General features: G+C 61.6%; 9 protein-coding genes. 3 read left to right on the forward strand and 6 right to left on the reverse strand.

What is annotated here, in order from left to right:
- Nucleotides 1-154 precede the first annotated feature (154 nt).
- Nucleotides 155-1,363: a M20 metallopeptidase family protein gene (locus CRI93_RS05455; protein WP_098061614.1), complete on the forward strand. Its 1,209-nt coding sequence runs from the start codon at nucleotides 155-157 to the stop codon at nucleotides 1,361-1,363.
- A gap of 90 nt (nucleotides 1,364-1,453) precedes the next feature.
- On the opposite strand, the gene CRI93_RS05460 is transcribed toward CRI93_RS05455, so the two are convergent.
- Both CRI93_RS05460 and CRI93_RS05465 read right to left on the reverse strand, forming a co-directional pair.
- On the reverse strand, nucleotides 1,454-1,741 hold the full coding sequence (locus tag CRI93_RS05460) for a NifU family protein (RefSeq protein ID WP_098061615.1): 288 nt from the start codon (nucleotides 1,739-1,741) through the stop codon (nucleotides 1,454-1,456).
- A 143-nt stretch (nucleotides 1,742-1,884) separates the two neighbouring features.
- Entirely contained in the window at nucleotides 1,885-3,003 is a 1,119-nt protein-coding gene (locus tag CRI93_RS05465) for an Mrp/NBP35 family ATP-binding protein (RefSeq protein ID WP_098061616.1), read from the reverse strand.
- A gap of 835 nt (nucleotides 3,004-3,838) precedes the next feature.
- On the opposite strand from CRI93_RS05465, the gene CRI93_RS05470 reads away from it, so the two are divergent.
- Both CRI93_RS05470 and CRI93_RS05475 read left to right on the forward strand, forming a co-directional pair.
- Nucleotides 3,839-4,906 carry a YncE family protein gene (locus tag CRI93_RS05470; RefSeq protein ID WP_098061617.1) on the forward strand — a complete coding sequence of 356 codons (1,068 nt, stop codon included), beginning with the start codon at nucleotides 3,839-3,841 and terminating at the stop codon, nucleotides 4,904-4,906.
- 61 nt (nucleotides 4,907-4,967) lie between these two features.
- Complete coding sequence (locus tag CRI93_RS05475) at nucleotides 4,968-7,469, forward strand: S8 family serine peptidase (protein ID WP_176521717.1); 2,502 nt, start codon at nucleotides 4,968-4,970, stop codon at nucleotides 7,467-7,469.
- Nucleotides 7,470-8,593: 1,124 nt separating this feature from the next.
- Here the strand turns inward: CRI93_RS05475 and prmA are convergent.
- The 4 genes from prmA to CRI93_RS05495 all read right to left on the reverse strand — a co-directional run bounded on the left by prmA (nucleotide 8,594) and on the right by CRI93_RS05495 (nucleotide 12,274).
- Complete coding sequence (prmA, locus tag CRI93_RS05480) at nucleotides 8,594-9,454, reverse strand: 50S ribosomal protein L11 methyltransferase (RefSeq protein WP_098061619.1); 861 nt, start codon at nucleotides 9,452-9,454, stop codon at nucleotides 8,594-8,596.
- Between the two features lie 5 nt (nucleotides 9,455-9,459).
- Nucleotides 9,460-10,212, reverse strand: coding sequence for a bifunctional demethylmenaquinone methyltransferase/2-methoxy-6-polyprenyl-1,4-benzoquinol methylase UbiE (gene ubiE, locus CRI93_RS05485; protein WP_098061620.1), 753 nt, complete (start codon nucleotides 10,210-10,212; stop codon nucleotides 9,460-9,462).
- A gap of 94 nt (nucleotides 10,213-10,306) precedes the next feature.
- A complete protein-coding gene (gene pfkA / locus CRI93_RS05490) occupies nucleotides 10,307-11,290 on the reverse strand; it encodes a 6-phosphofructokinase (protein WP_098061621.1) in 984 nt (327 codons plus the stop codon).
- Nucleotides 11,291-11,350: 60 nt separating this feature from the next.
- Complete coding sequence (locus tag CRI93_RS05495; RefSeq protein ID WP_098061622.1) at nucleotides 11,351-12,274, reverse strand: N-acetylmuramoyl-L-alanine amidase-like domain-containing protein; 924 nt, start codon at nucleotides 12,272-12,274, stop codon at nucleotides 11,351-11,353.
- Nucleotides 12,275-12,314 lie beyond the last annotated feature (40 nt).

Raw genomic sequence — 12,314 nt, forward strand, 5'->3', positions numbered from 1 at the left:
GGCCTACCTTGCATCAACGGGCCTCTCTACAAGTATGTCCTCGTCGCGAGGCTCTGCCTCGTGATGCCCCCTGGAGGCTCTGCCTCCAAAAGACTGACGCCCGGCCAATGTGCCAATGTATCAACGCTACCCGTTCGCATCCCCCAAGCCCGCTATGCTCGACGCCATTCGCAATGCCGCCACCCGCTACGAAGCCGACGTCATTGCCTGGCGGCGGGCGCTGCACCAGCAGCCGGAGCTCTCGACCGAGGAGACGCAGACCGCCCAGTTTGTGGCCGATGCGCTGGCTCCCCTTGACCTGCCCACGCGCACCGGACTCTACAACACCGGCCTGATGGCCACCGTGCAGGGCAAGAAGCCGGGTCCCACCGTTTTTCTGCGGGCGGATATGGATGCGCTGCCCATTCAGGAGGAGACGGGACTGGACTTTGCCTCCCAAAACGACGGCGCCATGCACGCCTGCGGTCACGACGCGCACACGGCCATGCTGCTTGGGGCGGTACACATGCTCAGTGGGATGCGCGAGGAGATTCACGGAGCGATCCGGTGTTGCTTCCAGCCGAGCGAGGAGCGCCTCCCCGGCGGAGCCCCATTTCTCATCGAAGAAGGCGTGCTCGATGACGACGACCACAGCCCAGCTCCGGAGGTCGTCTACGGACAGCACGTCGCGCCCGAGATGCCTGCGGGTACGATTGGCGTGCACAGCGGCATGTACATGGCCTCGGCAGACGAGATCTACCTCACGATCCACGGCGAAGGCGGTCACGCAGCGGCGCCGCACGAGCTGTCGAGCGATGCAGTGGTGGCGGCGGCCCACGTGATTACGGCCCTGCAATCCGTGAACAGCCGCCACCGTCCGCCGGACGTACCGAGCGTGCTGTCGCTGGGCCGCGTGCAGGCCGACGGCGCAACCAACGTGCTCCCCGATGCGGTGCAGATTGAGGGCACGTTCCGCGCGATGGGTGAGGCATGGCGGCAAAAGGCGCACGGACTCATCGAGCGTATCGCCACGCAGACCGCCCGGGCCCACGGCGCCACCGCCACGGTGGACGTAAAAACCGGCTACCCGGCGCTCTACAATCACGACGCGCCCACAGCCCTGGCTCGCAACGCGGCGTTGGATTACGTGGGCGAAGACCGCACCATTGACCTGGAGAAGTGGTATGCGGGCGAAGACTTTGCCTACTACCTGCAAGAATGCCCCGGCAGCTTCTACCGGCTGGGCACCGGCAGCGCCTCCGGTCACGACACGCATGGACTCCACACGTCGCGTTTTACGATCAACGAAGACGCGCTCTCGACGGGCGCGGGCTTCATGGCGTACCTGGCGTGGCGATACGGGGCTGAGGCATCGCGTGGATGAGGCGGTGTGCTGCGCATCCCCAAACAAAAAACGCTCACCCGGACGTTATGTCGGGATGAGCGTTTGCATTTCGTACAATAAGAAGCTTGATCAGGCAGGCGAAGGGGCGTTGACGGCTTCCACGCGCTGCACCTGCGGCACGGAGCGCTTGAGCGCCTGTTCGATGCCCGCGCGCAGCGTCATGGTGCTCATGGGACAGGTGCCGCATGCGCCCAGGAGCTCCAACTCGACGACGTTGTCATCGGTCACGTTGAGCAGGCGCACCGAGCCGCCATCGGCCATGAGGTACGGGCGGATGGTGTCGAGCGCCTCCTCGATCTGGTCGCGCAGTTCGGGGTCGATGGAGGCCTCAGCATGCGAGGCAGCAGAGTCAGACATAATCAGCAAGGGGTCACAATGAGCAGTTGGGCCAGACTGTGCAGCAGCCCAGCGTTTCAGCTATACGGTGCGGATCCGGAAAAGATCACTTTGTAGCACGTATTCGGTAATACGTTGTATCCAATGGGCTTAGCGAGATTGCTCTACCGATAGAGGATCTCCACTTTCTCTGTGGGATCTTGGGTGGCGTTGCGAATCTCGACCTGCTCCACCGAGCGCTCGGCGATCTGCCGGAAGGCCTGCGACGAAAGTGAGTCGGGATTGCGAAGCACGACCGGTTCGCCTTCGTCGCCGCCCTCACGCACCGACTGTTCGATGGGAATTTCGCCGAGGAAGGGTACCTCAAGCTCGCGAGCCAGGTCCTGCGCGCCGTGCTCGCCAAACAGGTAGTACTTGCGGTCGGGCAGATCCGGCGGCGTGAAGTAGGCCATATTCTCCACGATACCGAGCACCGGCACATCCACATTGTCGAACATGGCCACGCCCTTGCGGGCATCGTCGAGCGCTACGTTTTGCGGGGTGGATACGATGATCGCGCCCGTCAGCGGAATGGTCTGCACAATGGTAAGCTGGATGTCGCCGGTGCCGGGGGGCAGGTCGAGCACCATGTAGTCGATCTCGCCCCAGTGCACATCGCCGAGGAACTGGCGGATGGCCTTTGTCACCATGGGACCGCGCCAGATGACCGCTTTGTCGGGATCCACCATGAATCCCATCGACAGCAGCTTGATGCCGTGCTTTTCGAGCGGCTCGATCTTGCGCTGGTCGTTCACGCGCGGCTTTTTGCCCTGCATTCCCATCATGGTGGGGATGGACGGGCCGTAGATGTCCGTATCCACCAGCGCGACGTTGTAGTCTTGCTCGGCGAGCGCAATCGCCAGGTTCACCGCTACCGTGCTCTTGCCCACGCCGCCCTTGCCCGAGGCGACGGCGATCGTGTTCTGCACGCCCTTGTTCTCTGGCTCCTTGTCGCCGCTCTGATCGCCGACGGCAATCTCGTCGCCAAGCGAGATCATCTCCGCATCCACCTCAACATCCACCTCCAGCGACGGGTCGACCTCGTCGTGGATGGCCTGGCGGCAGGCGCGCGCTACTTGCTTCTCGAAGGGCGTGCCGGGCTCGGGACACACCACGGTAAACGACACGCGGTTGCCATCCACCTGCAGGTTGCGCACCAGATCCAGCCGCACGATGTTCTTCTCGCGGTCGGGCTCGACCACGTGTTTGAGGGCGTTCAAAACAGCTTGGCGCGACACAGCCATATCAGCAGGAGCTTGGTAAGCGGACGGAAAACGGGCGGAGATGAGTGTGTGGTGTGCACCTTGCCTGCAAGCGCATTGTTCCTCTGGGAGCCCCTACACAGAGCGGATTCAACAGGGTGTCATGCAGCGCGACAGACACGCCTACAGCACGTAGTCCAAGTTGCGGGGTGTAACACCACCCACCACATTCTGTCAGTCTGAGGAGCGCAGCGAGGGCCGGAGGTCATGCCTGTTTGTACGGAAGGGGCCGACAGGTCATCCCTTGTGGGAATCCCCTCCACCGCACAGCCGCTATCGCGAAGCTTAGCTGCGTAGGTCTGCTCATGCAGCGCCCGTCTCGTGACTTGGTGAGTTGTGCGCTATTCGGGCGCCAGAAAAGTCCATCAGAGGAAGAGACGCCCTGAACCTGCATACAGATGTACCCTGCAACCATCTACACATGTATCCGAAATTGGATACAGATGTAGCCGAAAGAGGGAACATCTGTGTATTGTGGGAGGGAAGTGCGCCGTGTAGATTACCTGTGGTTTGTTTCCCGAGAGTGTGGTAAAAGCCGTCCCATAAGGGATCGATCGCATGCATGTATACCGAATGTTAGGTTTGTATGACCATCGGGGGGCGGTTTTACAATGGCTGGATCATTGGATATGATATGCATGCGTCTTGTCAATGTCATCGCCTCTTCATTATGTGCTGCCCTAAACGGCCCTCAACTCTTGTAGATCTTGCACCACTCCTTGCCCTCGTGCTTTTTGCATGTGTGGGGAGCGGATGCGATCTTCTGGCATCGGGAGACGATCCATCGTTACCGAACGGGTCGGTTCTCGCTGCAGCAATGGACGGCAACACCGAGGGCCTTTGGGTCTTCGACTCGGAAACCCTTGAACAGGAGGCGGTCGTCGAGGCCGTTGAGGGCCAAACGATTCAGGGAGTGGTCATGTCGTCGAAGTCGGGGCGATGGTACTTGTCCTGGAGCGAAGGCTCAACCCTGGAGGGAACGCACCGGGACGTGCTCGCAGCCCTCGACCCGTCAACTGGCCGGATTGTCGAGCGCGCGACCTTTTCGGACCGGTCGGTGGCCGGGCCGCTGGTCTATGAGCCGACCCGGAACGAGATTGTCGCCTACGGGTCGGGAAGCTTCGGCGCGCGATTCTTCGACGCCGAGACGCTGGAACTGAACCGCCAGCACCCGATCGGGCCAACCGATAGTGTGGAGGTGCTGGCGGCGGTTGTCGACACCGAAAGAGGGAAGATTTATTTCGGCGTGTCGCGGTTCGGAAAGACGCGGAAGGTACGCGTCTACGACGTTGGCGAGCAGACGGTGGTCCGGTCGTTCCGCCCCACCGCCGATCCGGCCCTTCGCGGGAGCGGCGTCACCGACTTGGCCCTCTCGCCGGGTGGGCGCTTCCTGTACACAACGACCTATTCGCTCGATACCGGCGGGGCGTTTTCGGCGGTTGACCTGGAGGCCGGAGAGGTGGTGGCCGAGCACCCCGCGGGCAGCTACGCCAACCTGGCGGTCCATCCGAACGGGCGATCCGTCTACGTTGACTGTCCGGCCGGCGGATGGCGCGGGTTGATCCCTACGAAGCGGGTCCTCCGGTACAATGTGGAGGCTCGCAAGGTGGAGGTCTTTATCGACGGAGCCGAGGGAAGGGGGGTAAAAGGCCTCGGAAGCGACGCGGCATTAGTTGCCACCCACATCACAGCACTTTCCGACGACCAGGGAATTGTTATGGTCGTGAGTGGCCCAACCCGAGACGGGGAGGACGTGCACATGGTCCGAGTGGACAGAGAGACCGGAAAGGCGCTGAGTACATACTCGCTACCTCGAGACGAACGCGGATATCTCAGGGCTACAATTACGGATCTTCAACTTTCCAGCGGTCCTGGAGGGAAGTAATAGCGAAGAGGTGCCGGCACTTCACACTTCGGATTTACCCAAGTAAAAAATGCATCAAGCTATGAAACGCCTCGTCGTTGCAACCCTCGTTTTCCTTTTCGCACTGCCCTTCACAGTCTATGCCCAGGAGGCATTCTACTACTCGGATAACCGCAAAATTCAGCTCCGTGAGGCTGAATCGTGGCGCACTGTACAGGTCCCAGAGATGGCGGTCTCGGCGCTGACGGCCGCCCTAAATCGCCACCCCGATCTGCGCCTGCGGAAGGCTCTGGACGCGGACCGCGAGCTCTATTGGATAGAGCGGACCGGTAGGCGAGCCTTGAGCGCAGATGTGATCAATCAGCTGTCCCAGCAGATCCCGATTCAGCGCACGTTTCCGGCTTTCTTCCGCGTACAGGATCGCGACACGACGCACTTCGTGATGACCGATGAGTTTCGGGTCCAGTTCAAGCCGGGCGTCTCCCGCGCCGAGATTGACTCTCTCAACGAGAAATACGGCGTCGAGCTCGCTCCGTTAGAGAGCGAAATCGACGAGCGACAGGCCCGCGACTACAACGAGTACGTGCTCCGTGTGACAGAGCAAGCCGAACGCAGTACCCTGGAGGTGGCAAATCAGTACTACCGGAGCTCGCGTACCGTCTGGGCGTTGCCGAACTTCCACGTCAACTTCCGTCGTCCTGGGACGGCTTCTACGCAGAGCGTAAACGATCCACTCTACGACCAGCAGTATCACCTAAACAATACCAGCAGCAACCTCGGTACGGCCGACGTAGATATCGACGCGCCGGAGGCTTGGGAGCTCGAAACGGGATCCCCCAACGTTACAGTGGCCGTGATTGACGATGGAGTAGAGAGCCACGAAGACTTCTACAGTGGGCAACTCGTCAACGGGTACACTGCCGTGGGAAGTGGGAATGGAGCTCCAGGATTTGGTGATAAACACGGTCAGTCTGTTGCTGGGATTGTTGCAGCCAACCACAACGGGACAGGTGTCAGGGGGGTAACCTCGAGTGTTCAGATCATGCCGGTAAAGATTTTCAACCCTGATGCATCTGCCGACGAGATTGAAGATGCTATTGATCATGCTTGGCAGAATGGCGCGGACGTGCTGAACAACAGTTGGGGAGCCAGAACAGAGGGCGTTTACGACGATGGTATTGCCTCGGCCATCTCGCGTGCGCAGAGCAACGGACGGAATGGGCAAGGAAGCGTCGTTGTCGTGTCCGCAGGAAACACCGCCAACGCCGAAAATGGAGTCGATGGATTCGTCTCGTTTCCTGCAACCGTGGACGGCGTTCTGGCGGTCGGAGCCGTCGATAGGAATGGGAATCCCTCCAACTACACCCCACGGAATGACTTGGAGGTCGACCTCGTCGCTCCGTCCAGCCGATACATTCGAGATCAATACGAGGCAGGCGACGTCACCACAATGGATCGGATGGGAAGTTCGGGATACGAGTCTGGAAACTATAATTCTCAGTTTGGTGGCACCTCGGCAGCGGCACCGCAGGTGGCGGGCACCGCAGCTTTGGTCTTATCAAGGAATCCAAATCTTACTGAGCAAGAGGTTCGGACTATTATTGAAGACAGTGCCGACGATTACGGTTCGACCAATTGGAATGGAAACGGACGCCTCAATGCGTACGGGGCTGTCTCCAGCGTGGATCTAAACGTCACCCTCTCCGGCCCAAGCATCGTAAATAGCGGGCAGGAGGGCACCTGGACCGCCGACATCGAAGGAGGTGAAGGGTCTACCAGTTACAGTTGGAGCGTACGCGAGCCCGGTGCTACCTCGTGGACGGGAATCTGCTCCGGCCAAACGTGCTCCTACACGTTCACCAACTTCAGCACCTATGTTCAGGACGTCGAGATACGCGTTACCGTCGACAAAGGCAGTGAGACCGACACCGACAGCCAATGGGTTACGGTGTCGCCGGGAGCTCCCGGCTGCGAACCGTGGATGATCGAGTGTCCATCTACCCAACTCGCGAATCTCCGCTCGTTTGAAGCCGAGCCTCAGGGCGAGTCGGCCCAGCTGGCGTGGACGACCACCGGCTCGATGGGCGAAGGCGCCTTCCGTGTGCAGCACCGCGCCGATAGTACCGCCGCGTGGAGCGACCTCCAGACCGTCGAGGTCGCGGAGAGGACGCAGGTTGACTCCACCGATGCGCCAACGTACCAGGTCGCAACCGAGGCCCTGGCGCCGGGCCCCCACCAGTTTCGGCTGCAGTGGGTGGCAGGCAGCGAGACGGTGCTCTTGTCGGATGTGGTGGAGGCAGAGATCACACTGGAGGATCCGTACCGGCTGCGGGCGTATCCGAACCCGGCGGGGGCACAGATGACCGTGGAAAGTGCGGTCAAGGAGCGTCAGCACGTGCGGATGCAGATCTACGATGTGCTCGGGCGGCGCGTTACGACCGTCTACGACGGCCCGATGGTACCGAATGAGGTGAAGCACTTTACGGTGCAGCCCGGAGCCGACGGTCTGAGCAGCGGCACGTACTTCCTGCGCATGACCGGAGAGCAGTTCCAGACCACTACGCGCATTAGTGTGGTGCGGTAGAGGTAAACGCTGGACATGTTGGGTGTAAGGTGTAGGGACGCCTCGGCAACGGCCGGGCGTCCCTACGTTTTGTGGGGCCGTTATCGGGACCCTTATTGCTCTGTAGGATTCTGGAAGCAGCCGCTGTACGTTGTGTTTTATCATCAGAGCATTTCCATAGCCGGGAATCGCTTGCATCCCCGGCGACACTGGTTGACACCTGCTTAGAAGGTACGCACCTGACGAGCTATTGTATACTCAAGAGGTTCTTTTGGGCTTGTAGCACAAGGTACCGTGTCCAACTTGGATGGGGACGTTCATTTTTGCCTTGATGCAAAAACGAACCAAAAAGATCAAGGCTGGAAGAACTGGGCCTGACTGCGCCCTTCGGTCCGCTAAAATTGATCAAACTCACTCGCAAGCTCGCTTAAACAGGATCAATTTTCGGGCGCGTCCCTCCGGGCTTCGTCCGGGCGGCCCACTTCTTCGAGGCCGAACAGCTTCATACACGGGTTCTATACCGCGGGGAGGGCCGCGGGGAGGCGTGAAGCCTGCAAACTGGACCACTCCAAACAGACTGGTTGAACTTGCATTATTTGCTATGTCCGGAGCGAAAACGGGGCAGAGCCCCTCAGCACCTGCGTCATGAGGCAGAGCCTCGCGACGAGTGTGAAGAGGGAAGTGGGGCGTTGCTGCATGAACAAAAGAGAACCCCCTCGTCGCATGGCTCCGCCGTGCGACGTGTGCCGTACAGGGGCTCTGCCCCGTCCTTGGGTACCCGCATCTGCATCAATGATGTGCGAGGGATCGAAGGGGAGGTGGGGGCTCGTATCCGTCCCCTGCGGGCGCAGGCTTTTGATGCGTGCCCCTGGTCCCCGGACACGCCTACAGCACGTAGCCCAAGTTCCTAAGATAGACCTACAAAAGTGTCTTAGCAGGTATATCCTCGTAACGAGAGGCTGCCGCCTTGCTCTGGATCCTGGATCGCGCTCGCACGCTCGCTTGTCCAGGATGACGAGTCGGGGAGAAGGCGGTGGGTTAGTGGTTGCTCTCTACGAACGCGAGAATCCCATCCTGAACATCTCTGCGTCCAACGGTCCCCCGTTGGACGGGCCTGGAGACACTCCTGCGTCCCTGGATACAAATCACGCCGCCGCACGCGTCAGGTGCACGGCCCACCACGGCAGGGAGGAGCGTTCGTTCGTCACAGCAAAGCCATGCTCACGCGCAGCCGCCCGCATGGCAGGAGCGTCGTCGAGGAGGCAGCCGGAGCAGATGCAGTGCCCGCCTTCGCGCAGCCGCTCGGCAAACTGCGGCATCAGGTCGATGAGTACGGCTCGGTGGATATTCGCAAGCACAATGTCGGCGGATGCGAGGGGCAGGTCGGCGAGGGTGCCGTGATGCACCTGCACCCGCTCGGCCACGTCGTTCTGGGCGATGTTCTCGCGGGTGTTTTCCACGGCCCACGTGTCAATGTCGATGGCATCTACGCGGGCGGCTCCGGCACGGCAGGCGGCAATAGCCAGGATGCCGGTGCCGGTACCTACGTCAAGCACGCGGGCGTCGTCGAAGGACAGATCGGCCATCAGCTCCAGCACCAGGCGCGTGGTGGCGTGGTAGCCGGTGCCAAAGCTCATCTTCGGGTCAATGACGAGCGGCGGGTATGCGTTGGGGGGAGGCGCGGCATCGGACCACGACGGGCGCACGAAGAACGGTCCGATGTGCTGCGGCTCGACGGAGGCCTCCCACTCGGCGTTCCAGTTGCGCGCTGGAATCGTGTCGATGTGGAGCGCGGCCGTGGGGGCCTGTGCATCCAGCCACTCGCGCACGGCATCGGCCTTCGCCTCCCCCCAGACCGGTGCGGCAACGTACGCCCGAAACGTATTGCCTTCGGGGTAGAAGCCGTGCGCGCCGTGCTCATTCAGGAGTGCCGTGAGCGCCTCGTGGTGGGCACCGGCACCGGTGATTGTGACCTCCACAGTAGGCGTAGCAGCGTTGTCAGGCATAGGCGTTACGCAGCGTAAGGAACGCGTCCGCGGTAGAGCGAGGCGATGCCGAAGGTGAGCGGCTCCCACAGCAGGTCGGTGTAGCCCGTGCCGTGCAGCCGGTCGAGGAAGTCGGGGCCGTCGGGAAAGGCAGCGACGGAGTCGGGCAGGTACTGGTACGCGCCGGCATCGGGACTCAAGGTGCCGCCGATGCGCGGGAGCACGTTGCGCGAGTACCAGTCGTAGAGCGGCGCCATGAGCGCGCCCCGCGGCTGGCTGAACTCCAGCACCACGAGCACGCCCCCGGGGCGCAGCGTACGGTGCATATCGCTCAGCCCTGCATCTAAGTTCTCGAAGTTGCGGACGCCAAACGCTACGAGCGCGGCATCGAACGCGTTGTCGGGAAACGGAAGATCGGCGGCATCCCCCTGAACCAGTTGGATGCGCGGGCCCAGACCGCGCCGGTCGAGCTTCTTCTGGCCGAAGCGCAGCATCTCGGCGGAGATGTCGACCCCTACGACTTGGCGCGGGTGCAGCTCCTCCTCGGCCATGATGGCGAGGTCGGCGGTGCCGGTGGCCATGTCCATAAGCCGTGTGACGCGCTCGGGGCGAAGCAGGTCAATCGCGCGGTGGCGCCAGTACTGGTCGATGCCAAGGCTCAGAATGCGGTTCAGCAGGTCGTAGCGCGGGGCAATGGCATCGAACATGGCTTCGATGTGCTCGCGCTTGCCATCGACTTCGCCAATGGGCGGATGGTTGGCAGGGGGATGCGTGGGCATAGCAGCAAGAAGCGAAAAAGTGGGGCGGGATGTACAGCATGTTGTATCCCACCCGCAGCGTAGAAGTGCCGGAGGCGGTAGGGATCCGGCAGGCTTAGCTCAAAATCTGCGTGAGCTTCAGCAAGTCGTAATCGATACTCTTTTTGCGGCCCCACACGTTGCGGAGCGGCGTGAGCTTGACCTCGCTGTTTACGAGTCCGACCATGACTTCGGAGTGCCCGTCGAGGAGCGATTCGACGGCGCCCACGCCCAGGCGGCTGGCCAGGACGCGGTCGCTGGCGGTGGGCGAGCCGCCGCGTTGGATGTGGCCCAGAATGGTCGAGCGCAGGTCGATGTCGTTGAAGTCGCTGTCGTCTAAGAGGGCCTTCTCGATGCCACGCGCTCCGCCGAGCTCATCGCCCTCGGCCACGATGACGATGGTAGAGCGCCGCTGCGCGGACATAAGCGACAGGAGGCGCTCCTTGACGACCTCCATTTCGGTGATGGTTTCGGGGATGAGCACCATCTCAGCGCCGCCGCCAATACCGCAGTTTAGGGCGATGAACCCCGCATCGCGGCCCATCACCTCAATGAGGAAGAGGCGGTTGTGTGCATCCGCGGTATCGCGCACGCGGTCGATGTTCTCGATAGCGGTGTTGAGCGCCGTATCGTAGCCGATGGTGGTATCGGTGCCGTAGAGGTCGTTGTCGATTGTGCCGGGACAGCCCACAACGGGAATGTCGTGTTCGTCGTGCAAGATGTTCGCGCCGCGCATCGTACCGTCGCCGCCGATAGCGACCAGCGCATCCACCTTATACTCCTTCAGCATGCGCATGGCACGAGCGCGGCCTTCGGGGTTCATGAATGCGGGAGAGCGGGCACTTTTGAGTACAGTCCCGCCAGTTTGCACGATATTGGAGACCGAGCGCCGGTCCATCTCCACAAAGTCGCCCTCGATCATGCCCTCGTAGCCCCGGCGAATGCCCATCACGTCGAGGTCGTTGGCTAGGGCGGTGCGCACCACCGCGCGCAGGCAGGCATTCATGCCGGGGGCATCACCTCCGCTGGTGTACACCCCAATACGCTCAATGTCTCTCATAAAACGAACCATTCGTTGTAGAAGTCAAGATGGGAAGCGTAGACGCAGTGTGGGCTGGTGCTACGGCGCTACAGGGCGCGCTACCACGATACCGATCTGATGATCGATCTGTTGGACGTACTGTTGAATATCGGGCGAAACAACAACCTCGCCGCTGAGCGAGGCATGTAGCAGGCCAAGTTGGCCGTTGTCGGCGCGAAACGCGAGCCCGGTGTGGGCAATGTCGAGCCCCTCGATGTCCGTGGCCAGCCCAATAATGTCGCCCGCCTCAATCTGGTCGGCCACCGCGCTGATGTCATCTTGGGGGATGACGTGCCATGCATGGTTTTGGGCCTGCAGATTCGCCTCCATGTCTTGAATACAGGCGTAGAGGCTGTCGTTCGTGGCAAAGCGGTCGTACGCATCGCGGTGTTCGCCCATGAAGGTAAGCGAGCGATCCACGCGGGCCCCGCCCAGGTCGGCGGTGATGTCGCGCACCACACCGCGACGTTCGTTGTCGGAAATCCACTCGCTAAAGTAGTGCAGGCGAGCGCAGTAGCTGGGTTCGGCACCGCCGCGATAGCGCTGGGCTTGCAGGCGCTCGGCATAGCCCTCAAATCCGTAGTCGCGCACGGCCACCCCGCGCCCCATCGCCAGCATGGCTTCGACGAACGTCACACAGTCGAACCCGTCAAGGCGCGTTACGAGGCGCTCGGTCGGCGTGGTGTCGAGCGTATGCTCCAGGTAGGGGGCACCCATAAACTGCTGCCCCAGCGCCTGCATGATGCGTCCGAGGGATTCGGTGTGCAGGTTCTCGGTGCGGGCGTTGCTCATGACATCGGCAAAGCGATCCTGTGTAGCTGAGTCGGGCGGAGCCGGAGGTGCTTCTTGCACGCCGGTGGGGGCGTCGTTGGGCTCGGCGGGCGGAGGCGGCGCGTCGTCGGTGCAGGCGGCAAGGGGCAGCAGAAGCAGCAGACCCACAATACGAAGCAAATGGACGGACATAGCAGAAGCAGTTACGTTCAGAACATACAATAGAGAGATG

Origin of the sequence: Longimonas halophila, assembly GCF_002554705.1 — a bacterium.
Taxonomy (GTDB): Bacteria; Bacteroidota; Rhodothermia; order Rhodothermales; family Salinibacteraceae; genus Longimonas; species Longimonas halophila.